The sequence below is a fragment of the Paenibacillus sp. FSL M8-0334 genome, assembly GCF_038000405.1.
GTDB classification, from domain to species: Bacteria; Bacillota; Bacilli; order Paenibacillales; family Paenibacillaceae; genus Paenibacillus_AQ; species Paenibacillus_AQ campinasensis.
This window is the reverse complement of record NZ_JBBOCH010000001.1, coordinates 2,606,680-2,629,088: the sequence shown is the minus strand read 5'-3', so window position 1 is coordinate 2,629,088 and position 22,409 is coordinate 2,606,680. Positions and strand designations below refer to the sequence as shown.

17 protein-coding genes are annotated in these 22,409 nt (G+C 53.8%); 7 read left to right on the top strand and 10 right to left on the bottom strand.

Features of this window, described 5'->3' with window-relative positions:
• Positions 1-78: 78 nt before the first annotated feature.
• Entirely contained in the window at positions 79-603 is a 525-nt protein-coding gene (locus MKX64_RS11500; RefSeq protein WP_095265026.1) for a DNA topology modulation protein FlaR, read from the top strand.
• 206 nt (positions 604-809) lie between these two features.
• Here MKX64_RS11500 and cysK read toward each other — a convergent pair whose 3' ends face one another.
• Positions 810-1,730: a cysteine synthase A gene (gene cysK, locus MKX64_RS11495; RefSeq protein ID WP_095265027.1), complete on the bottom strand. Its 921-nt coding sequence runs from the start codon at positions 1,728-1,730 to the stop codon at positions 810-812.
• 312 nt (positions 1,731-2,042) lie between these two features.
• Between cysK and MKX64_RS11490 the strand changes: the two genes are divergently transcribed.
• Positions 2,043-2,894, top strand: coding sequence for a lipoate--protein ligase family protein (locus tag MKX64_RS11490; RefSeq protein WP_095265117.1), 852 nt, complete (start codon positions 2,043-2,045; stop codon positions 2,892-2,894).
• Between the two features lie 250 nt (positions 2,895-3,144).
• Here MKX64_RS11490 and MKX64_RS11485 read toward each other — a convergent pair whose 3' ends face one another.
• Positions 3,145-5,751 (bottom strand): transglutaminase-like domain-containing protein, encoded by a 2,607-nt coding sequence (locus MKX64_RS11485; RefSeq protein WP_230875832.1) that lies wholly within the window; start codon positions 5,749-5,751, stop codon positions 3,145-3,147.
• On the bottom strand, positions 5,748-6,800 hold the full coding sequence (locus MKX64_RS11480; RefSeq protein WP_341035853.1) for a carbohydrate-binding family 9-like protein: 1,053 nt from the start codon (positions 6,798-6,800) through the stop codon (positions 5,748-5,750). Before MKX64_RS11480 ends, MKX64_RS11485 begins: the two co-directional genes overlap by 4 nt.
• Before the next feature lie 120 nt (positions 6,801-6,920).
• Between MKX64_RS11480 and MKX64_RS11475 the strand changes: the two genes are divergently transcribed.
• The gene (locus tag MKX64_RS11475) at positions 6,921-9,230 is read left to right on the top strand and encodes a helix-turn-helix domain-containing protein (protein ID WP_341036296.1); all 2,310 of its coding nucleotides are present in this window, start codon (positions 6,921-6,923) and stop codon (positions 9,228-9,230) included.
• Between the two features lie 102 nt (positions 9,231-9,332).
• Here MKX64_RS11475 and MKX64_RS11470 read toward each other — a convergent pair whose 3' ends face one another.
• The 3 genes from MKX64_RS11470 to MKX64_RS11460 form a co-directional block, all read right to left on the bottom strand.
• Entirely contained in the window at positions 9,333-10,934 is a 1,602-nt protein-coding gene (locus tag MKX64_RS11470) for an extracellular solute-binding protein (RefSeq protein ID WP_155618919.1), read from the bottom strand.
• A 75-nt stretch (positions 10,935-11,009) separates the two neighbouring features.
• On the bottom strand, positions 11,010-11,918 hold the full coding sequence (locus tag MKX64_RS11465) for a carbohydrate ABC transporter permease (protein ID WP_095265031.1): 909 nt from the start codon (positions 11,916-11,918) through the stop codon (positions 11,010-11,012).
• A 24-nt stretch (positions 11,919-11,942) separates the two neighbouring features.
• Positions 11,943-12,914 (bottom strand): ABC transporter permease, encoded by a 972-nt coding sequence (locus MKX64_RS11460; protein ID WP_341035851.1) that lies wholly within the window; start codon positions 12,912-12,914, stop codon positions 11,943-11,945.
• 210 nt (positions 12,915-13,124) lie between these two features.
• Here MKX64_RS11460 and MKX64_RS11455 point away from each other — a divergent pair, with 210 nt between their 5' ends.
• Positions 13,125-14,159 (top strand): glycoside hydrolase family 18 protein, encoded by a 1,035-nt coding sequence (locus MKX64_RS11455; protein ID WP_155618921.1) that lies wholly within the window; start codon positions 13,125-13,127, stop codon positions 14,157-14,159.
• A gap of 445 nt (positions 14,160-14,604) precedes the next feature.
• On the opposite strand, the gene MKX64_RS11450 is transcribed toward MKX64_RS11455, so the two are convergent.
• Complete coding sequence (locus MKX64_RS11450) at positions 14,605-14,823, bottom strand: DUF378 domain-containing protein (RefSeq protein WP_095265034.1); 219 nt, start codon at positions 14,821-14,823, stop codon at positions 14,605-14,607.
• 197 nt (positions 14,824-15,020) lie between these two features.
• On the opposite strand from MKX64_RS11450, the gene MKX64_RS11445 reads away from it, so the two are divergent.
• Entirely contained in the window at positions 15,021-16,475 is a 1,455-nt protein-coding gene (locus MKX64_RS11445) for an alpha-amylase (RefSeq protein WP_095265119.1), read from the top strand.
• Positions 16,476-16,501: 26 nt separating this feature from the next.
• On the opposite strand, the gene MKX64_RS11440 is transcribed toward MKX64_RS11445, so the two are convergent.
• Both MKX64_RS11440 and MKX64_RS11435 read right to left on the bottom strand, forming a co-directional pair.
• A complete protein-coding gene (locus MKX64_RS11440) occupies positions 16,502-17,392 on the bottom strand; it encodes an ABC transporter permease (RefSeq protein ID WP_095265035.1) in 891 nt (296 codons plus the stop codon).
• Between the two features lie 14 nt (positions 17,393-17,406).
• Positions 17,407-18,315, bottom strand: coding sequence for an ABC transporter permease subunit (locus tag MKX64_RS11435; protein WP_095265036.1), 909 nt, complete (start codon positions 18,313-18,315; stop codon positions 17,407-17,409).
• A gap of 294 nt (positions 18,316-18,609) precedes the next feature.
• Between MKX64_RS11435 and MKX64_RS11430 the strand changes: the two genes are divergently transcribed.
• Positions 18,610-19,092: a glutathione peroxidase gene (locus MKX64_RS11430; RefSeq protein WP_095265037.1), complete on the top strand. Its 483-nt coding sequence runs from the start codon at positions 18,610-18,612 to the stop codon at positions 19,090-19,092.
• Positions 19,093-19,381: 289 nt separating this feature from the next.
• Here the strand turns inward: MKX64_RS11430 and MKX64_RS11425 are convergent, their stop codons facing one another.
• On the bottom strand, positions 19,382-21,355 hold the full coding sequence (locus tag MKX64_RS11425) for a glycoside hydrolase family 127 protein (protein ID WP_095265038.1): 1,974 nt from the start codon (positions 21,353-21,355) through the stop codon (positions 19,382-19,384).
• A 131-nt stretch (positions 21,356-21,486) separates the two neighbouring features.
• Between MKX64_RS11425 and MKX64_RS11420 the strand changes: the two genes are divergently transcribed.
• On the top strand, positions 21,487-22,314 hold the full coding sequence (locus MKX64_RS11420) for a helix-turn-helix transcriptional regulator (RefSeq protein WP_095265039.1): 828 nt from the start codon (positions 21,487-21,489) through the stop codon (positions 22,312-22,314).
• Positions 22,315-22,409 lie beyond the last annotated feature (95 nt).

The window sequence follows — 22,409 nt, the reverse complement described above, 5'->3', positions numbered from 1 at the left end:
AAAGAGGACATATGAGCACGCGAATCGAATCCTTATTTTCCAACCTCTATTCTCTGACCGGGAGGCTCATGACTTGATATGGAAAAGAAAATTCCGCGCAAAATTCATATTATCGGCTCTGTAGGCAGCGGCAAAACAACACTCGCCCGATCCCTGTCCGCCCGGATGGATGCTCCTTTCTATGAACTGGACAATGTCGTATGGATCCGAGCGGACGCTGGGGATATCCGGCGTGATGACGAAGCCATCGTTGCCCTGCTCCAACAGATAGTTCAGAGCGAAAGCTGGGTAAGCGAAGGCGCACACTATCATCACTGGGTTCGGCCTGCTCTTGAGGAAGCCGATCTGATCCTATTTCTGAGCCCGTCCTATCTCACTCGCTGTCGCCAGATCGTCAAGCGATTCATCAAACAGAAGCTTGGGATCGAACAAGCGAATTACAAGCCGACCTTTGACATGCTGATCAAGATGTTCAAGTGGAATCACAGCTACGAGCGGGAAGGCAAGCGGAAGATCGCTGCAATGCTCACGCCCTATACCGATAAAGTGATCGTCGTGCAGAGCGGCAAACAGGCTCTGGCTCAATTCAGAAATCAGAGCTGACTTCCAGTGAAGCGCGGGGCTCAGGGGAATGAGGGCTTTCATCACTGCCCGAACAACACCCATGAATATACCAAAGAACCGGACGGCAAGATCCCTCTCTTGCTTCGTCCGGTTCTTCGTTTGGTTATACGATACGGGCAACCACCCACGTCTTACACTGCAACTTCCCTGCTGTACAGCCAAGCTGCCGCAGCGCAGTCTTATCATTATGGTCCAAAAATATCCATGCTCAAGTAACGCTCACCTGTATCCGGAGCCATACATACCACCCGTTTCCCTGCTCCCAGCCGCTCCGCTACGCGGATCGCGGCAAATACCGAGGCCCCGGAGGACGGCCCGACCAGAATCCCTTCCTGACGAGCCAGGCTGCGGACCATCCCGATCGCTTCTTCATCAGCAATCTGAATGATCTCATGATAGATCTCCGTATTTAAAATATCCGGCACAAATCCCGGGCTTGTGCCCACCAGCTTGTGCGGCCCCGGCTGTCCGCCAGACAGCACCGGCGAGCCCTGCGGCTCAACAACCGCAATATGCAGTTCCGGCAGATGCTTGCGCAATTCCTCCCCGGTGCCGGTAATCGTCCCGCCCGTTCCGGCGGTCGCCACAAAGGCATCCAGCCGCCCTTCCATCTGCTCCAGAATCTCCGGCGCCGTCGTGACTCTGTGAATGTCCGGGTTCGCCTGATTCTGGAACTGCTGCGGAATGAAGCTGCCAGGAATCTGTGCTCGCAGTTCCATCGCCTTGGCTATCGAGCCTGGCATGCGCTCGCTGCTCGGCGTCAGCACCACCTCTGCGCCATAGGCCTTCAGAATGTTGATCCGCTCCTTGGACATATTGTCCGGCATGACCAGAATAGCCCGATAGCCTTTCGCCGCCGCGATCATCGCCAGGCCGATGCCCGTATTGCCACTGGTCGGCTCAATGATGGTTCCTCCGGGAGCAAGCAAGCCCTGTTCCTCTGCGGTGCGGATCAAATTATACGCCGCCCGGTCCTTCACGCTGCCCGACGGATTGAATCTTTCCAGCTTGACATACACGTCGGCCGCACCCTGGGGCACCACGCGCTGGAGCCTTACCATCGGCGTCTGGCCGATCATCTCCACTACATTGTTATAAACGTCCATGCTCTTCTCCTTCTATACGGTCCTGGCAAAATTGATCCCGCTGCATCCTATCTTCGCCAAAATTTTGTCAAAGTGGTTCTACCTGTCTATCTACCATTGATGTTCTGCCCATTCCTATAAATACAATAACTTAACAAGGATTTTCTTTCATCTTAGAAAAGATGCCGCTTGCTTGTCAAACGAAAGGCGCAAGCAAATCTTTCATGCCACCCCGGGCATTGTGGTATTCTGTTCATATCAATTCCATTCATTTCAGCAGAACATGCTCCGGCTTTACATATAGAGGAGGCTTACCCGTTGAACAATTTGAACATGAATATCCCCTTCCGCTTACCCGAACACCAGCCGATACTTATACTGGACCGAACCGCTGATCTATCCTCGATGGATGTCCTTCACCATTTTGCCATGGACGAGCTGCTCTGCAGCCAAACCGGGAATGGCGGGCCAGCCATCTGCCATCTATGGCGGCATCCCCGCGCCTTTGTCATGGGCGTGCGGGACAGCCGCCTCCCCCATGCGCCGGAAGGCGATGCCTGGCTGCGTTCCCAGGGCTATAACACCGCGGTCCGCCACTCCGGCGGCGCAGCCGTTCCCCTGGACGCAGGCGTCGTGAATCTGTCCCTGATCCTGCCGTTCGATTCTACGGGCAAGGCTCCGGACTTCCACGACGACTTCGAGGTGATGGTGCAGCTGATCCGGGACGCGCTGCATTCTACCGAGGCGCAGGTGGACACCGGCGAGATCGCCGGCGCCTTCTGCCCCGGAACGTATGATCTCAGCATCGGTGGGCTTAAATTTTGCGGCATCGCCCAGCGCCGCCAGCGGCATGCCTTCATCATCCAGGCATTCATCATCGCCAGCGGCTCCGGCAGCGAGCGCGCCAGGCTCGTGCGCTCCTTCTACGACATCGCCGCCTCCGGCGCGGCTCCCGGCAGCTATCCGCTCGTGGAAGAGAGCAGTACCGCCAGTCTGGAAGAGCTCATCCCCGGGCAGGACGACGCCGTGAACAGCTTCACGCATGCAGTCAAGGACGTGGTCCGCCGGTGGCAATCTGGCTATGACCTGACCCAGGCGGCCGCCCGGTTCAAGCTGCCCTCTGCAGACGATGTCCGGGAGATGGCGGACAAGCTGCGGCAGCGGTATGCAGATAAGTTAAGTTAAAAAAACGGACTGGGGCTCGCAGGATTCTATCTTTATAAACGGAGAAATTCCAACACATAATGCAACCCTAACAAACAAGCTGGCCTCTACTTGGCCAGCTTGTTTGTTAGGAAGGATTCACCGAAAGACCCTCCAGGGGAGCATATCCTAATAGCTCTCAGATTCATGATATAAGTAAGTCATCTGTATAGTGAGCCAACCCCTTGCGGTGCCTCAGCGGCACCTCATTGCCAGTTCAGCTCCTTCAGCACTAGCCGAGCGCCTTCAGCGTCTTCACAATGTCTGCTCCGATGCCGAGCTTGTAGCCCTCAGACATGTACCGGACTTGACGGCTCACATCCAGAACCAGCACGACCGGCCATTCCCGGCCCTGGAGATCAGGCACGGTTGCCTTCACCTCTTCCAGCAGTCCGCGGGCACCGTCCTCCTCTACCCGCAGCGTGGCCTGATCCGGCAGCCCATCCATATCCTGTGATGCCGGCGCTGCCTCGCTAAACAGCTTGATCGGCCCGCCCCAGTCTTCCAGCCGGTCAGACAGCTCTCTCAGTTCACGCAGTACATGCTTGGACGGCTCGCGCTCGGACTCCAGCCAGACCAGGACGATGCCAGTGTGCTCGGCGGCCACACTGCCGCTGCCGGCAAAATCTGTCCATACGCGGTCACTGACTTTGCCCCATACGGGCGCTTCAATCTCCTCTTCCCGGAATATCAGCGGTGCCTTCACTTCTTCACCCGGCGCAACGCTAAAGAAAGAGAGGCGCACCCGAACCGAACCGTCACCAAGCCGGGTTCCTGTCGTCAGCCGGTAATCTCCGCTCAGCACCTCGTAAGGCTTGTTGTATACATCCGTTTCCCCGAACGGAATCGACAGCGTACGATACCTGCCCTCCTCCAACCGGGCCAGCGTGAAATTGTAATGATACGTGGCCACGTCGGATGAAGCGTCCGCTGCCGGCTGATTCGGCGGCTGTACAAAACATACCTTCCCTTTCGCAGCCAGTTCAGCCGCCCCTGCCTCTGCAGCCTCCTGCCGGAGCCCCGCCGGGTCCAGCACCGCATCCTGCCAGCTTCCTGCCTGCCAGAACTGCGGCGTGCCGTTCAGCGGCTCCAGTCTGGCCGGGATGCCCAGGCTGCGCGCCGCCGCCACAAACGCGATATGCCGGCTCAGCCGATCCGCCACCTTCAGCCGGAAGGCACCAACGGGCGTTGCCATTCCTGAATAACGGTCCACATCGCTGGCTACCTGAATCAAGCTGCCAATGTGCTCGGCGAGCAGCTGCGGGCTCGCAGCATAGCGCGACTTCTCTTCCTCGGTAAAGGACTGCTGGAAGAACGCCCTGTACGGCGCAATCATTTCAAAGTGTACCCGCGGACATAGCACGTAAGCATCAAACAGCTCCGAATCCGGAACGCGATCCACAAACGGCAGGGCGCCGTTCAGATGATCATGCAGCGACTCCCGGAACGTATCCGTCAGATCCTTCACCCGCAGGCTTTCCAGAAGCCGAAGTCCCAGCAGCCGGTGTTCAGGCTTGATCTCCTGCAGGAACAGAGCCAGCTCCTCCCCGTTCCCTTTCGACTGCTGCAGCACCGGCAGCAGCCGCTCCAGCGGCAGCGCCAGCTCCCCAGCCAGCTTGGCCGCATACGCCTCGGAGCAGAACGTGGCCTCATATGCCGAGCGAATGGCCGTTCCTTCCTTCATCCGCTCCTCGTGGCGCCGGCGCATCTCTTCGCTGACGACCCGTTCTTCCCCTCCGGACACCGGCGGGGGTACCATATCCAGCTCCAGCACCTGACCGTAGTCCGGCTGCGAGTGAATGGTCAGCTCGAATTCCCCGGCCTCGGACACGCGGATATGCCGGAAGCCCCAGCCCTGCTCTCCACGGGCATGAACGAGCAGATCGCCAAGTCCTGTCATCAGGGTGACACGCCCTTTAGCATCGGCCTTCTTGGTGACAATCGTGCTGAATTCAGCGAAGTTATACAGCTGGAAATTCACCTCTGCATTGATCGCCGGCCTCCCATCCTCATCCACAACATACACCGAGATCTCTTTCACTGGCGCATAATGGTCCAGCATATTGATCTCCGCATACCACGGATGATCCGAGCAAATTTCCTCCGGACCATCATAATCAGCCGCTACCCGGGTGTTCACCAGCATCGCGCGCGTGGATGGTGAGCGGAACCAGCCTTCGTCCAGCACCGGCTCCGGCTCACAGGCGCCGATGAAATGCCAGGCGCCGTCCGCCCAGGCCTCCACCCAGGCATGGTTGGAGTCGCAGTGGGCCCAGCGCGGCGTATATACCTGACGCGCCGGAATGCCGATGCTGCGCAGCGCGGTCACCGCCAGCGTGGATTGCTCCCCGCAGCGTCCGAGTGCGGTCCGCATCAGCGTCAGCGGCGAAACCGTCCGGGCATCGTTGCCCGTATAAGTCGCGCGCTCATGACACCAGTAGTTGGTCTCCAGCACCGCCTCCGACATCGACAGGCCTTGTACCCTCGGGGCCAGCTCATGGTGGATCACCATGCGGCTTTCGTCGATGTTCTCATTGTTGACGCGGTAAGGCAGCACGAAATGAACGAACAGCTCCTCCGGCACCGACCGCCCCCATGGCATCTGCTCCCGAACCTCAAGCGCATGCCGAACGTGACGAAGAAAGAACGCCCCGTCATAATCGGCCAGGTCATGCAGCGGCATATACGCATACAGAAATTTCAGCAGCAGCCGCTCTTCCTCCGTCAGCGGCTCACGAAAAACGTCGAACAGCTCCCGCTCCCGAAACTTCGCCCACTGCCTTTTGGCTGCAAATTTCTCTTCCATCACCTGCACATCAAATCCGTAGGTTGTATTCATCCTCTCGCTCCCTCCTGCTCCGTCCATAACTTGCCGTCCTCCCGTATGCATACCCGGCTGCGCCCATCGCTTGATCGGGCCGAGACCTGAAACAAGCTCGACGTGGTTTCAAGCTTCAGATCAAGCAGGCCGTCTTCCCAGCCCTTCTCCGCCTCGCCCAGCAATATGTCAAGCCGGTCACTAAAGACCCCATGCTCGGCGTAATAGTTCCGCTGCCGGTAGTACACCTTCCTCAGCAGACGCTTGATCCCTTCATCCGGCGGAAGCACGAATTCCGCCTGCTCATGATCGGCGAACATCACATATCCCCACAGCTCCGGATAGTGCATATTGATAATCCCCATCGGGCTCCATACCCAGTTCTCCTCCGGCAGCGGTTTGCCGGTAGCCGGATCCAGCCTTTTCACATATTGACCGTCCTTGACATCCACATGCCACTCCACCCGGGAGAAGTTCACCCGCCAGCATTCACCAGCCCTTGGCCCGCGCCCCTCCGGCGCACACTCCTTCAGGCTGCTCCATGGCATCGCTACCTCCAGGCTCCATTTCCGGTTGTCGGCAGACGGGTTGTTGATTTCGCCCTCGATATAAACAGCGGTCTCCAGCCCATGAATATCCCATCCATTGATCGCCGGACCTCCGTCCCGATATGGCTTCGGCAGCAGCAAATCCCATACCGTATTCCATGCGTTGATCTCGAATTCGTAATAATTATGGGTATCGCCGTCCGGATCAATAAAGATTTCAAAATCATTGTCATGGAAAATGACCGAATCCCGCTCAGTCAGCGTCGCCCATATTTCCTCTTCTTCCAGCTCGGCCCCCACATAGAAATAATCATCGTCCCATAGCATTTTGACTCGGGTCCGCTTAGGCGGTCTCGGCTTCAGCTCCCCCTCAATATCGACGAAATCCTCCGTCCATTCCGCCTTCTCCCAGAATGGCTTATCCAGGCGTCCATCCAGCTTTAGCTTCCCCGAAGCCCTTCGGCAAATGTAATGTTTTGGCTGCACCTCGATGCCCGGTTCAGGCACACCGCTGTAATTCATCACGATTCCCTCCCTGCTCCTCATCAATTTCTGCGAAAGTTGAATGCGGAGCATTGATTTATATCCCTAGTTCTCTTACTATTTTTAAATAAGAAGCTAACAGGAGGTACCTACATGAAGATGAAGTGGAATCACTTTAAATCCAAGCTACTCCTGAAATACACGCTATCCTACATCTCCATTTTCCTTATACCTCTTGTTATATTGACGTTTATTATCTACCAGAATGCGACTGACACCCTCCGCTCCGAAATCGAACACACCAATGTAAATCAGCTTACGCAAGCGATGACCGTCATCGACGAGCGCATGAAGGAACTGCACGAAATTGCCTCCCGGATTGCCTACGATGGCCAGCTCACACCCTATCTCGTGCATCATCCCTACTACAGCCGCGATGCGATCAGTACGCTGGAGAAGTACAAGGCTACCAGTTCCATCATCAACGAGCTGTTTCTTTATTTCCGTGGGGAAGACCTTATTTATTCGGCGAAGGGCCTGGAGGATTTGTCGGTGTTTCTTGGCCGCTACAAATTCCACAGCTGGAAAAAAGAAGACTTCATCAACGATCTGAACAACGTGCGTTTCCCGACCATGCGGCCATCAGAGCTCGTAGACCGCAACGGGCAGCTGCAGCAATCGCTCATGGCGTATCTCGTGCCCATTACACCGAACAAGCCTTATCCTCATGGCACGGTCATGTATCTCATTCCCGAGTCCAGCTTGACCGGACTGATCGACTCCATTCTGACCGACTACCAGGGGATGACCTACATCTTTGATGACAACGGCCATGTGCTTGCTGCCAACCGCCACGGCGAGCCGGTTACCCCGGATGAGGTGAATGCCCTCTACCAGCTCACTTCCGGCATTCACAGCATTACGCTGAATCAGGAGCAGCACTCGGTCGTTTCCGTCAAGTCCGAAGACAACGGCTGGACCTACGTGACTGCGATGCCAAGCAAGCAGTTCCAGGAGCGCATTCTCCATATCCGCACCTTCATTCTGCTCGTATTCTCGGTGGTTGTGGTGATGGGGACACTGATCGCGATCCTGCTCGCAAGACGGCAGTATCACCCGATATCAGATCTAATGGAGATCGTGAAATTGAAAACCCTTACCGAGCGATCTTCCGAGCCTCCGGCCAGCAACGAGCTGGATTGGATCAAAAAAACACTGCACAATTACATCAAGCGCATCGATATTCAGGAGCCTTATGCCCGGAACCAGTACTTGCTGATGCTGCTCAAATACGGCCATTCCCGGGATTATACGGCCGAGGTGCAGAGCATGCTCGGCATCCGGTTCCCGCACTCGCATTATTTTGTCATACATATTAGCTGGGACCAGACAGCCAAGGCCGAACCGCATGATGCCGAACTGCAAGAGGAGCCTGTACCGTCTATCGTGCCGCTCTTTACCGATATCAGCATTCCTGAGCATGCCGCTTCTGCCTATGGCGTCGAGCTTCCGCAGCCGGAGCAGCTGGCCTTGATCATCGGCTTTGACGCCGATAACGAAGACCCGAGCGTATTGTACGAGCGCAGAGTTCAGATCGTGGAAGCCGTGCGGTCGAGAATACGAAGCAACTCGCCGGTCCCTCTCGCGATCGGGGTAGGGACAGCCTACACCAGTCCCGAGCAATTGCATCAATCCTATATTGAAGCCTCATCGGCACTTGATTTCTGCATGCTGAACAACCAGGAAAGCACCGGCTTCTTCGATAAATTATCCGAGGTGCAGGACCCTGCCTTCTGGATACCGAAGGATCTGCTGCTGAAGCTCAACCAGAGCCTGAAGCAGGGCAGCTACAATGTTGCCGCGCAGACGATTCACACGGCGATCACCAGCCTCAAGACCGAGAAGATCCCGGTGGCGCTGCTGCGGTGCATCTGCTTTGACATTATGAATACGATGCTGAAGATGGCCTCGGAGCTTGGCATTCATCATGTGGTGAAGCAGCTCCCTCAGCTGACCTCCTTCGATTCTCTCGAGGAGCTGGAGAAGAAGCTGAATGTGCTTGCCGCTGAAATCTGTGATCATGTCGAGCGAAAAAGCGTATACGAGGAGAACACCCTGCTCAACAAAATCATCGCTTACATCGACGAGAACTTCACTGATTATACGCTGAGCCTGGGCACCATCTCAGCCAAATTCTCCATCTCGGCATCCTATTTCAGCCGTTCCTTCAAAGAGAAGGTAGGCACCAATTTCTCGCAATATATATGGCAGAAGCGAATGGACGAGGTGATCCGCCAGCTGATTCAGACCAGCGATCCGCTCAAGGACATCATCACCCGGGTCGGTTATCTGGATACACCGAACTTCATCCGCAAGTTCAAGAAAGAGATGGGCTGTACGCCGGGACAGTACCGCAAGCAGTACGGGAACAGCGGCGCGGCCGAGCTTGCCGATGATGAAGAGGACTAGTCCTTATCCGAGCTGCTCATTGCTCATATCGGAATATCGATATATAGGAAGCAACTCCCCGGTTCAAGGGGGAGTTGCTTTTTTAGATCACGCCATTTTAGTTTATTGGTTTTGGTTCCAGCGATCGTAGGCAGCCTGATAAATTTCCTCGATGCGCTCCCCGCCCATCTTCTTGATCTGCTCGACGTAGGCATCCCAGTTCGTCAGCGGCTCTTGGCCAATTACGAATTTAGCCTCCATCTGTTTAACATAGGTGTCAAGATCGGAACGAAGCTTGCTGATCTCCTCCGTCTCCTCTGCAGTCAGATATACAAGCGGATAAGGAACTTTCGCATAAGGCAGCAGTTTCTCTTCATTTTCCTTGATCAGGAACTCGTCATAGTCGGTCTTCAGACCCTTCTGTACATCATTGTTCACGATGCCCGGTGTCACGATGCCATAGTTCGGCGTTAGCGTCGCGCGGAATTCCTCGCGGTCTCCTTCCACTGGGACGGTTTCTTTCACGCGGTTGTCCTTGTCGGTGTATTTCCACAGCATGCCTTCAGGTCCCAGATCGAACAGCACGGCGCCTTCATAGCTGTACAGATAGTCGATCCAGCGCATAGTCGCTTCCGGTGCCTTGTTGGAGCTTGTGATGGCAAATGCGCCTCTGGACAGCCCTGGATGCTTGCCGTATACCGGTGAATCTGCAATTTCACTCTTCAGCGGCTTCATCAGCTCATCCTCTGGATTCGGATCTCCGCCAAGCGTGAAGTACGGATGGAAGTCCGAGAAGATCGCCAGCTGATTGTTCTTCCCTTTAGACTTCTTCTGGTCGTCCGTTTGAGAGAAGGTTTCCTTATCCATCAACCCGTCGTTCCAGAGCCGATTCAGGAATGTCAGATAGCCTTTATAGCCTTCCTGCATCGGCGTGTAATGCACGTTGTGGTCCTTGTCTGCGTAAATGACCTCGCCGTAAATGCCCCACCAGCCCAGCATGAACATCCGCACATCATCCAGCTTAACGGAGGAGAACGGAATTTCGTCCGCTTGACCATTGCCGTTCGGATCCTCTTCCTTCACGCGTTTCAGATACGTGTAGAGCTCTTCGGTCGTTTCCGGAATTTTGTCCATATTCAGAGCTTTCAGGAATTCGCCGTTATACCACATCGGACCGCGATACCATACGGCGGACAGGTCGATGCGAGGCAGGGAGTAGATATGCCCATCCGGGGTTGTGATCGATTTGCGAACCTCCGGATTTTCATCGAGTATCTTCTTAATATTCGGCGCATATTCGTCAATCAGGTCTTCCAGAGGAATCAGCACCCCTTGACCTCCATACCGGACTTCCTCGTCTTGAGTAAGCTCTGCGGCGTAGAATACATCCGGATAGTCGCCGCTGGCAAATACGAGGTTTTTCTTCGTATCAAAGCTGTCGAGCGGTGCGTTCCGGAACTCGAACTTGATCCCGGTCATCTTCTCCATCTCCTGAATAACCGGCATTTCGCTCCAGTTCTTCATCCCGGCATCCTTCGCCATCATCGTTAAGGTGATGGGCTCATTCACAATCGGGAACCCTTCCTTGTTCACATTGCTGCCTGTTGCACTGCCTGCTTCAGGCTGTTCGGATGTAGAAGGGGAAGAAGAAGCACAAGCTGCCAAGATCGAGAAGAGCATCGATAACGTAAGAATAATAGCCCATTTTCTTTTTAAACCTCGCATAATAAGAGCCTCCCTTTTGTGATGTTCATTTATTTCATCGCGGTCTGACCGAGGTGAAGAATGGCCAGCGCGATGTTAACCTTTAACCGAACCGATCATCACGCCCTGTACAAAATAACGCTGCAGGAACGGATATACCGCAATGACCGGCAGGGTGGATACGATGATGACCGCATATTTGACCAGCGCAGCGACATCGGCCTTGTTCGCCAGTGCCTGTGCCACCTCTCCGCTGACCGGTCCGGTCATCTCCGAGCCCATCTCCTGCAGAACCAGGATTTGTCGCAGAATCATTTGAAGCGGATATTTCGCTTCCTCATTGAGATAGATCATGGCACTGAAGTAGCTGTTCCAGTGACCGACGCCATAGAATAGAGCCATCACCGCGATGATAGGAAGCGAGAGCGGAAGCACGATTTTCATAAACAGTCTGAGGTTCGTACATCCGTCAATATGAGCCGCTTCCTGCAGCTCTCTAGGAATCGTCGACTGGAAGAACGTACGGGCCACGATGATGTTCCAGATCGAAGCAGCACCGGGAAGAATAAGCGCCCACATGCTGTTGACCATGCCCAGATCCTTCACCAGCAGGTAGCTTGGAACAAGCCCTCCGCCGAAGAACATCGTCACCAGGAACATGCCCATGAAGAATCCCCGACCGACAAAGTCCTTCCGGCTTAGCGCATAGGCCGCCGGCATCGTCACCAGCAGGTTCACGGCCGTCCCGACCAGCGCATAGATAATGGTGTTCTTGTATCCCGTCCAGATCTTCGAATTCTCGAATACGCGGGCGTAGCCTTCAAACGTAATGCCTTTGGGCAAAAGCCACATTTCACCTGAGCTGACATACCTCGGATCACTGATTGAGGCGCTGATGATATACACCAGCGGATACAGAACAATGACAAGTGCAAATAGGAGATACATGTAGTTAAACAGCAGGAACCAGCGATCTCCTCTGCTTTCTTTCACTGCAGATGGCATATTGATTTCTCCCTCCTTCTCCTTCTACCACAGACTGTTTTCGCTTGTCCGGCGGGCTATTTGGTTGACAACGATGAGCAGAATCGCATTCACCACCGAGTTGAACAATCCGACAGCGGTAGAGAAGCTGTACTGCGCATCCAGCAATCCCGATCGGTAGACGAAGGTGGAGATCACATCGGAAGCCTCCATATTCAGCGGGTTCTGCAACAGCAGGATCTTCTCGAATCCTACACCGAGAATGCTGCCCATGTTCAGAATCAGCAAAATGGTAATGGTCGGTACAATCGCCGGAATGTTAATATGCATAATGCGTCTCCAGCGGCTGGCGCCGTCCACGATGGCAGCTTCGTGAAGCTGCGGATCGACCGCCGATAATGCGGCCAGGTAGATAATCGTCCCCCATCCCGTGCTCTGCCACACGCCGGACAGTACATACACCGTCTTGAACCAGGCCGGATCGGTCAGAAACTGGGGAGCGTCAAAGCCGAGAAACTGAATTATATGCACAATAATGCCTGAAGATGGCGACAAAAAGGTAATGATCATACCGGACATGACAACGACCGAGATAAAGTGCGGCGCGTAAGTGACGGTCTGCACGGTACGCTTGAAGAAGGAATCCTTCACCTCATTGAAGGCAAGCGCAAGAATAATGGGCAGCGGGAATCCGACGGCAAGCTCATACAAGCTGATGCTAAGGGTGTTCCAAAGCAAATCCCAGAAATAATAGGAGTCGAAAAAACGCACAAAGTGTTCGAATCCAACCCAGGGACTTCCGGTGATGCCCATCGTAGGGATGAAGTTTTTAAAAGCGATCTGGATCCCGTACATCGGGCCGTAATGAAAGATCAGAAAGTAGAAAAATGCTGGCGCGATGAACAGATACAGCTCCCAGTTCCGGGTGATTCTACGCCACAACGTCCTCTTCTTCTGAACCGGAACCGACGGGTCCGGTATGCTGTTTGGCAAGGCGGCTTGAACATCTTGCTGCATCACTTCCCCTCCTTTTGCAGTGATATCGTCTAGGCTGATTTTCTAAAATGATAGCGCTTTTATAACGAATTGGGTATAAGCCGTTTGTCCGCTTCCAGCCAGGGCAGTGAAATCTGTTTCTCTTCTGGTGCATGGGTTGACATATGCTGGAACTGGACTTACTCTTGGAAAAATGCATTTCACTTCGATTTGATGAAAGGGGTAATGATCATGACCAAGGTTACGAAAATTCTGGCCGGATATGTAGGCAGAAATGCACTGCCGGAGGTTACGGCCGACGATGCGAAGCGCCTCACCCATGTGAACGTTGCGTTTGGTCACGTCCAGGACGCAGCCATTACGTATCCTTATCCTGAAACGGCAAGCGAACTGCTTCGTCTGAAGTCGATCAACGCCGAGTTGACCATTCTGCTGTCCGTAGGCGGCTGGGGTGCCGGCGGTTTCTCTGAAGCGGCCATGACGGCCGAAGGCAGAAGACGCTTCTGCGAGTCCGCGATCGAGATCCTGAGAAGTTATCCGTTTGATGGCATAGATCTCGATTGGGAGTACCCGACTTATGCGGTGGCCAACATTGCCGCCTCCCCGAAGGACAAGGAGAATTTCACGCTGCTCCTGCAAGAACTGCGGGACACTCTGGACCAGTACGGCAGGGGCCATCGGCATTACTTGCTGACCATCGCAGCCGGCGCCGATCAATATTACCTTGATGGTACCGAAATGGATCGCGTGGCCCCTTATCTCGATTTCGTCCAGCTCATGACCTACGATATGCGCGGCGGCTTTCAGACACTGACAGGGCATCATACGAATCTGTACACCTCCACCGGCGACTTGTTCCGGATTAGTAGCGATCAATCCGTACGCTTGTTCACCCAGGCGGGTGTGCCCCTGAACAAAATTGTCATCGGTGCCGCATTCTACTCCCGGATGTGGAAGGATGTCCCTGATCGCAATCACGGTCTCCTGCAGATGACACCTGGCCCGGGCGGATATGGGCCCACCTATACGCAGCTTGCTGCCGATTACTTCAACAATCCGGAGTACACCAGGTACTGGGACGATGAAGCCAAAGCTCCTTATTTATTTAATGGAAGCAGCTTCATTACGTATGATGATGCCGAATCTCTTGCCCACAAGTGCAAGTACATCCAGGATCAGGGCCTTGCAGGGATCATGTTCTGGGAGTACAGCTGTGATCAGACGCGCACGCTGCTGAAAGCCATGCATGATGCGCTTCACAGCTAAACGGCTATAAAGAACAATCGGAGCGGCATTGTCTCCCCCTTTCCTTCAAGTTCTCCCTTGATTATGCCTGTTGTCTCTTGTCTCCGTTCTCTTTAAGGGAATCAGCTTCATCGTTGGAACACATCATATTATGTCATGTAATTTATCATTTACATATCATCAATGCGTCCAGCGCGGCTGTTGGGTTTATTCTAGAAGCTGACGGGCATATCCGTAAATATGTTGTTTTTAAGATCGTATTTTACGCTGATTTTACACTTTTAACATGGTTCATTTTAGTTGAATATGTTGAATTTGACTAGTATTAATCGGCACTTACGGAAATGACAATGCGAAGAAAATGCCGAAAGGCCGCTTCCTTTCAAGGAAACGGCCTTTCTTCATGTAAACTTTCTGTAATCCATGCAATTTTCATTTTGTTACATTTGAAGTTAGATATATTGACTTATCTCGCGGCAGATCTGTCATCATTACTTACATATCCGAAGAGCCGAATACAATACAATGCGGACAAACCGACCAAGGTATAAATCACACGGGAGGCTCCTGAAGTTTGTCCGCCAAATATGCCTGCAACAAGGTCATATTGAAACAACCCTACAAGCAGCCAGTTGATGCCCCCGATAATGAGCAGCAGCAGCGCAATCGTATTCCATGTTTTCATCGTCTGATCCTCCTTCTATTCTAAATTTTTGCAGATTCAGTTAAGCAACAGTACTATTTTTAACGACTCCCGCGCATTGTAATCATCGAAGAGACAGAAATATTGTTTAAGGTGTGTTGTTATTAAAGGTCTAGGGTGCTTATAGTCTGTTTCGGCTTTTTTTCGGACAAAATGGAACTGTTAGGAGGCGCTGCATGATGAATCAAAATCATACGATGATGCAATTTTTCGAGTGGCATCTGCCTGCGGACGGTTCACATTGGAACCGGCTCCGCGAACTGGCTCCGGAACTGAGCAAACTCGGCATCGACGCTGTCTGGCTCCCGCCGGTGACCAAAGCCCTCTCTGCAGAAGATAACGGCTATGGCGTATATGATCTATATGATCTGGGGGAATTCGACCAGAAAGGCTCAGTCCGAACGAAATACGGGACAAAGCAGGAGCTTGTAGACGCCATTGCCGCTTGTCAGCAACACGGCGTTGCCTGCTATGTTGACCTCGTCATGAATCATAAGGCAGGCGCGGATGAAACCGAGCGGTTTCAGGTTGTCCAGGTGGATGCGATGGACCGCAACAAGGTCATATCCGAGCCCTTTGAGATTGAAGGATGGACCAAGTTCACATTTCCCGGTCGAGGGGATCAATATTCAAGCTTCAAATGGAACTTTCAGCATTTTAACGGCACCGACTATGACGCATCTCGGCAGCAGAGCGGGATATATAGAATGGTTGGGGAGCATAAGGGCTGGGATGACAAGGTGGATCATGAGTTTGGCAACTATGATTATCTCATGTTCGCCAATCTGGATTACGAGCATCCCGATGTGCGCAAGGAGATGATTGAATGGGGCAAGTGGCTGGTCGATACAATTCAGTGCAGCGGTTACCGGCTGGATGCAATCAAGCATATCAACCATGATTTCATTAAACAATTTGCCGTGGAGATGCAGAAAAAGCGCGGGGAGGACTTCTATATCTTCGGAGAGTTCTGGAATCCGGACCTTGCGGACTGTCGGGACTTCCTCGATACGGTAGATTACAAAATCGATCTGTTCGATGTATCGCTGCATTACAAGCTGCAAGCTGCCTCCCAGGGCGGAAGGGCATTCGATCTTCGCACGATATTGGATGACACGCTGGTGCAGTCCCATCCGCTGCATGCCGTCACGTTCGTGGACAACCATGACTCCCAGCCCCAGGAGTCGCTGGAGTCCTGGGTTCAAGACGGGTTCAAGCCCAGCGCTTATGCTTTAATTCTGCTGCGGAAGGATGGTTATCCGGTTGTTTTCTACGGCGATTACTACGGGATTGGCGGGGAGCATCCTATTCCCGGCAAAAAGGAGGTGCTCGATCCGCTCCTGTACGCCCGCCGGTCCAAAGCATACGGGGAGCAGATCGATTACTTTGACCACCCGAACACCATCGGCTGGGTGCGCAAGGGGTTTCCGGACATGGACGGCTCCGGATGCGCAGTCGTCATCTCGAACGGAGATGCGGGCGAGAAGCGAATGCATGTCGGCGAGCACCGCGCCGGCGAGGTGTGGGTGGATCTGACGCAAGCGCGAAGCGACCGGATCACAATTGGACCGGACGGATATGCTGTATTTCCGGTAAATGGAGGCAGCGTATCCGTCTGGGCACAGCCTGAATGAACGTTCCGGGCAGGGCGAAACCGCCATCAGCCCTTCAGTTGAAAGTGACGGCGCAGCCCCTCGCCGAACAGGTTGAACGCGATGATAGCCAGCATCATGGCACCGGCGGGATAGATGACAAACTCCATTTTGCCAAGGTAGATGTCCATGCGGTTACTGGACAGCAAGGTAGCCCAGTTCACCCCGGTCTCCACAAACTGCATCGTGTACTCTTCAACTTCTTTCCACTCGTGGGAGATGAAGATCCCTATGATCGCCAGCTGACCCAGAAGCAGCATCGCTTTGCCCATATCCATACAGAAGTTGACGATCAGCTGCGGAACCAGCGCTGGCAAATAATAATTCCTCATCAGCTTGCGGGAAGTGAGACCCAGCGCAATGCCCGCTTCCATAAATGGTTCCCGGGACAGCTGATTAGCCTGCTCCTGCACCGTTGTTGCCACCCTGCCTGCCTCAACAGCTGCAAGGATCACAATGGCCCAGGCAATCCGGTTCTCCGTAAACAGGAAGAACGGAATAGCCAGCAGCAGTGCTGCGGCAAATATCGGCGGCATGAATGAGAATATCTGCTCCATAAAGGAGACCAGGCTGTGGAAGAAACCTCTCTTCTTCCTCGCCAGCAATCCGAGCGGCACGCCAATCAAATAGCGAACGACCGCAATGGCGGTTACCATGAACAGAGTGCTTTTCGCCGCCACCACAAGCTTGCTTAGATTGTCCACACCGTTCTTGTCCGTGCCAAGCCAGTTCTTCGCCGATGGTTTGAATGCGGGCAGGGCCAGCTTGTCCTCCGTAACCCAGCGCGACCGCTCCTGATTCAGCTCCATGTCAATCATGGGCAGATAAGGTCCGATAAACGCTACAAATAAAAGAAATGCGATTAAGAATCCGCCTAGCCACAATGGAACATTCTTCAACGATACTTCCTCCCTTATTGCGGTCCCAAAAAACGACGAGCCATATGGCTGATCCACTGCACCAGCAGAAACAGCACCATAAAGCTAAAACAGATATAGATAATAATCCCTGGTTCATAACCTGGCCCCGTCCCTGTATACGCATTAAAGTCGAGGGCCTGGACCAAGCGCCAGGACGCGCCGGGATAGTTGCGGTAAAGCTCGACGATGAACAGGTTCGACAATATGTATACGAGCAGCCCGGGCAGGTGGGTCAATATAAGGCCGATGCCGTTTAACAGCATATGCTTGAAGACAATCACCCTGTCTCTCAGCCCCTTCGCCTTGGCCAGCATAATGTACAGCTTCCCCTCCTGGGCCGCGAGCGAGCTGGAAGTAATTCTTGCTATGTAAACGACGGGATAGATTGACACCAGCAGCGCCGGAATGACAAAAGCCTCCCATCCCTCAACCGCAAAGTAACGAATGAACGGGACATGCTTGACGAGATACCACTGGATCACCAGCATCAGGAAGAAATCCGGCATCGACTGGAAGAGCCAGGTTGTCCAATTCCCGAACACGCTGAATTTGGTCTTGGACAGCTTATAATCGGCAACCCCTTTCAGAACGCCAAACACCAGCCCCAAGAACAGAGCAGAAACAATAACCAGCAGGCTCATCCCCACGGCTTCGAAAGCGGCCGCCTCCGCAGATTGTCCTTGGTATCGGGACGGTCCGAGGCTGCCACTGGCAATCGCGTTGCTAAAAAACTGATAGACATTCTCCGTAAATTGACTCCACTTGAAGGCCGGGTCGGCTACAACGATATAGCCTTCAATTCTCATATTCAAGTCCCGTGGAATCAGGACAATCAGTACAACCAGCATAAAGGCAAAAACGCTGATCAGCGTTGACTTGAGCATTTGGCTTTTCAGACTCATGACGTCCCCCTAATTCCTCATACTTCAGTCAGGATTTTACAAAATCCTCAATTAACTATTATCACAAGCCGGCCGTTTCGTCCATGTTTTGATGTAATTTTTTCCTGGTGAAATTATGTCGGACATCTCATCCGGCTTGTTGTTATGCGCTGCGATCCCCATTTGCAATCCGTTGGGAAAGCGGATAACCTAAAGCTAACAAGCCGGGATTCGAAGCAGAGATGAAACAGAGAGAAGTCTGAAACAGGCGCGTACAACATCACCTCAGGAAGGTGAAAGGAGGCAATGATAGGGATGAGTTTATTCGACATTGAAGTCACAACGATCCGGGGAGAGCAGCAAACGCTGGCGCCCTACAAAGGACAGGTGCTGCTGATCGTCAATACCGCCACGAAATGCGGTTTCGCCCCTCAGTTTACAGGTCTGGAGAAGCTGTATCAGACGTACCGGGATCAAGGCTTTGCCGTGCTCGGCTTTCCGAGCAATCAGTTCATGAATCAGGAGCTGGAGGATAACTCGGCGATTGAGGAAGCCTGCAAGTTGAATTTTGGCGTTTCCTTTCCGCTGTTTGCAAGAATCGATGTGCTTGGAGCAGATGCTCACCCCCTGTTCAAGCATCTGACCGAGGAGGCTCCAGGCGCGCTCGGGATCAAGGCGATTAAATGGAATTTCACCAAATTTCTGATTGACCGCAGCGGCAAGGTCGTCCAGCGCTTTGCGCCGACGGATACGCCGGAGAAGATTGAAGCCTCCGTTCGGAAGCTTCTGGAACCGTAGAAGATGCTATGCAGCGGCGGCGCAGTCATCGAGTTACGGCAGCATATGCGCTTGACCACACGTGATGGGCCAGGCCATGATGCTGCGGATCAGGTTCGCATTAGGGAACGAATGAGCACACAAGCTTGTGGGATGACCTGAAAGATAGGAGAAGGGCGATTGCTGGTCTATTGTGCTCGTGCTCGAACCGGACGGCAAAACAGCGGGGCTTCGTAACCGATAGGATACGAAGTCCCGCTGTTCGTTGTGCAGGAATGATGGAGCCTAGAGATTATAATGATGAATCAGGTCAGGTCAGAGCGGGAGCTTCACGAATCCAGACGGCCATTTCATTCTCGCCGCGATTGCCCCACAGATAATAAGGGATGGCCTTAATCGTAACCGGACGCAGCTTCTTCGCAGAGGCCCGGTATAGATCATCCTTCCAATCATCGCTTTCCTCGAGCCAACCTTCACCTTCAATGACGGTCGCACCGCCCAGAAGATCCGGATGGAACTGTGCCTTCAGATTCGGCTCGGATGCCAGCAATATCGAGGAAACCGGCGCGCCATGATCGACGCTCTCCAGGCAATAAACAATCGGTCCCCGCTGGATTGCAACTTTTCCCGCATTGGCCCGCAGATGAGGATGCGAGCGTAGCACCTGAACCGCCGTGGACAGCTCCAGACTCAGTGTATCGCCATCTGCCCACACCCGGCGAAGGTAAGCATATCCGTCCTTCACCACCGCATTCAGATCCATCTCTTCTCCGTTCACCCGCAGGACCGCTTGGCCGCGCGACCAGCCCGGAATACGGACAGCGATTGTCCATTCGGTCTCCTGTTCAGGCTGGACGGTCATGCTGACGCTGCTGCCCCACGGCAAGTCGCTGTTCTGCACAACCTTCACCGGGACGTCCCCGAAATTCACGTTGGCTTCGCCGCCGATATACAGGTGAGTGAATAGCGTATCCGAGCTTGAGGTGTACACATACTCGCCGAGCGAAGACATCAATCGGGCTACATTAGGCGGGCAGCATGCGCAGGCGAACCAGCCTGGCCGAACCGGCTTAATATGGTGCTTGCCAGGGTTCTTCCGGGACGCATCCGGCCATACCTCGAGCGGATTGACGTAGAAGAAATGTCTGCCGTCCTTGGCCATGCTTCCGATCACTGTGTTGTACAGCGCCCGCTCCATCACATCGGCATATTCGGAATTCGGGAACAGCTGCAGCATGCGGCGCGCGAAGAAGATCAGCCCGATGGAGGCGCATGTTTCTGAATAGACGGTATCGTTAGGCAGATCATAGTCGAAGGTGAACGCCTCGCCGTGATGGGTGGAACCGATCCCGCCTGTAACATACATCTGCTTATGGACAATGTTGCGCCATAGCGCCTGACAAGCCTCAAGCAGCTGCGCATCGTTCGTGCGGGCCGCCAGATCAGCCATCGCCGTATACATATACACCGCTCGAACCGAGTGGCCGACAGCCTCCCGCTGCTCTCTGACCGGAATATGGCTTTGGTAATAGTCCAGGTGAGGCGGGGCTGACGTTCGCGAGAAGAAGGATGTCCGGCCGCGCCGTTCCCATTCCTCAAGGAAGAAGTGCGGCTCGGTGCCTCGCTGATCGATAAAATACTGACTCAATTTCAAATATCTTTCTTCCCCGGTCACTTCATATAGCTTCACCAGCGCCAGCTCAATTTCCTGATGCCCGTCAAAGCCGTGAATCTTGCCTTCCTCCGGGCCGAACACAGCGTCGATATAGTCTGCGAACCGGCAGACAATATCCAGCAGCTTGCGCTTCCCGGTTGCCTGATAATAAGCTACAGCGGCCTCCATCAGGTGCCCTGCACAGTACAGCTCATGGCAATCGGTCAGATTGGTCCAGCGCTTCTGCGGCTCTTTAATCGTGAAATACGTATTAAAATAGCCGTCCGGCTGCTGGGCCTCCTCAATCATATCTATAATTTCGTCCACCTTGTTCTCCAGATCAGCATCCGGATGTACGGCGATGGAATAGGCGGCCGCCTCCATCCATTTGGCCAGATCGCTGTCCTGGAATACGAACCCGCCGAATTCCCCCTGCGCTCTTCCGGCTGCGATCCGAAGATTCGCAATTGCGTGGCTCGGCTCAACCCCCGGTATCCGGTCGTGCAGCGCCTCGTATTGGTATGGAATGACAACTTCTCTCACCAGCTTCACATATTGGGACCAGAACGGATCATCAAGCTTCACTTGCTGAAGCGGAACAGATTTGGAAGGTGCCGTGATCGTGAGCATGATTAAACACTCCTTTGAACGATATATAATAGCCCTTGCTCCTCCCATTTTACGTTTTGTGATAAGATGAAAGCGATAACAGATATGAGCTTGTTTTTTATACAATTTCACACAGGGTCAGGTGATGGCAAATGGCTGATCATTCCCTTCTGACATTCTCCCCGCTCCCGCTGCCCTTCTATATAGAATCCGGCAGATCCTTCTATGCCCCCGGGGACAGTCACCCGAGCCGGCGCAACTTGGGGGTATACGATCTCATCATGGTGGACAAGGGATGTCTCTATCTCGGAGAGGAAGGCCAGCAGTGGGCGCTGGGGCCTGGCGATATGGTCATTCTGCTCCCGGATGCCTATCATTATTCGGTGCAGGGATGCCTGGAGGAGTCCTCTTTTTATTGGCTGCACTTTCAGTGTCACGAGCCGGATGCAAGCCGTGAAGACAGCCCGATGGCACACAGCATCCAGCTGCCGAAGCAAGGGCGGATGCCGGACCCGGAGCAGGCCTTCCGTCTCTTGGAAGCGTTGCAGCTCTTGACGGTGGAGCCGCGTTCGACTGCATTTTGGCGGGAGCAGACGCTGTTCATCGAGCTGATGCAGCTGCTGGACCGATCCCGCATCGACCAGGAGCAGACCCGGGTTCACAAGGTAGCCGAGCAGATTGAAGCGTATATCAAACGGCATTACAGAGAGCCGATCAGCAATGCCCGATTATCCGAGGCGCTTCATTATCACTATAACTATTTGACACGCTGCATGAAGACAGCCTATGGCATCACTCCCGCCGAATTTCTGCTCCAGTATCGGCTGGATCAAGCCAAGCGGCTGCTGCTGACCACTCCGTGGTCCATATCGCGTATCGCCGAGCATGTCGGATTTCAATATCCGCCCTATTTCACCAGGCGTTTCTCGGCCCGCTTCGGAATATCACCGCTGAAGTTTCGCAAGCAATATACGGAGTAGAGGGGATGCCCATTCAGGCACAGGGGCGGGGGAATCCAGAAGGAAGGAGCGGGCTTATACAAGGCAGGATATTGGCAGACCGGCCTGAATGCAGG

Bases quoted from the DNA above. Each gene is read 5' to 3' on its own strand.
- MKX64_RS11420 (WP_095265039.1), top strand. From the start codon at position 21,487: ATGGCTGATCATTCCCTTCTGACATTCTCCCCGCTCCCGCTGCCCTTC.
- cysK (WP_095265027.1), bottom strand. From the start codon at position 1,730: ATGGACGTTTATAACAATGTAGTGGAGATGATCGGCCAGACGCCGATG.
- MKX64_RS11480 (WP_341035853.1), bottom strand. From the start codon at position 6,800: ATGAATTACAGCGGTGTGCCTGAACCGGGCATCGAGGTGCAGCCAAAA.
- MKX64_RS11445 (WP_095265119.1), top strand. From the start codon at position 15,021: ATGAATCAAAATCATACGATGATGCAATTTTTCGAGTGGCATCTGCCT.
- MKX64_RS11485 (WP_230875832.1), bottom strand. From the start codon at position 5,751: ATGAATACAACCTACGGATTTGATGTGCAGGTGATGGAAGAGAAATTT.
- MKX64_RS11465 (WP_095265031.1), bottom strand. From the start codon at position 11,918: ATGCCATCTGCAGTGAAAGAAAGCAGAGGAGATCGCTGGTTCCTGCTG.
- MKX64_RS11425 (WP_095265038.1), bottom strand. From the start codon at position 21,355: ATGCTCACGATCACGGCACCTTCCAAATCTGTTCCGCTTCAGCAAGTG.
- MKX64_RS11470 (WP_155618919.1), bottom strand. From the start codon at position 10,934: ATGCGAGGTTTAAAAAGAAAATGGGCTATTATTCTTACGTTATCGATG.
- MKX64_RS11430 (WP_095265037.1), top strand. From the start codon at position 18,610: ATGAGTTTATTCGACATTGAAGTCACAACGATCCGGGGAGAGCAGCAA.
- MKX64_RS11460 (WP_341035851.1), bottom strand. From the start codon at position 12,914: ATGCAGCAAGATGTTCAAGCCGCCTTGCCAAACAGCATACCGGACCCG.
- MKX64_RS11450 (WP_095265034.1), bottom strand. From the start codon at position 14,823: ATGAAAACATGGAATACGATTGCGCTGCTGCTGCTCATTATCGGGGGC.
- MKX64_RS11500 (WP_095265026.1), top strand. From the start codon at position 79: ATGGAAAAGAAAATTCCGCGCAAAATTCATATTATCGGCTCTGTAGGC.
- MKX64_RS11435 (WP_095265036.1), bottom strand. From the start codon at position 18,315: ATGAGTCTGAAAAGCCAAATGCTCAAGTCAACGCTGATCAGCGTTTTT.
- MKX64_RS11490 (WP_095265117.1), top strand. From the start codon at position 2,043: ATGAATATCCCCTTCCGCTTACCCGAACACCAGCCGATACTTATACTG.
- MKX64_RS11455 (WP_155618921.1), top strand. From the start codon at position 13,125: ATGACCAAGGTTACGAAAATTCTGGCCGGATATGTAGGCAGAAATGCA.
- MKX64_RS11475 (WP_341036296.1), top strand. From the start codon at position 6,921: ATGAAGTGGAATCACTTTAAATCCAAGCTACTCCTGAAATACACGCTA.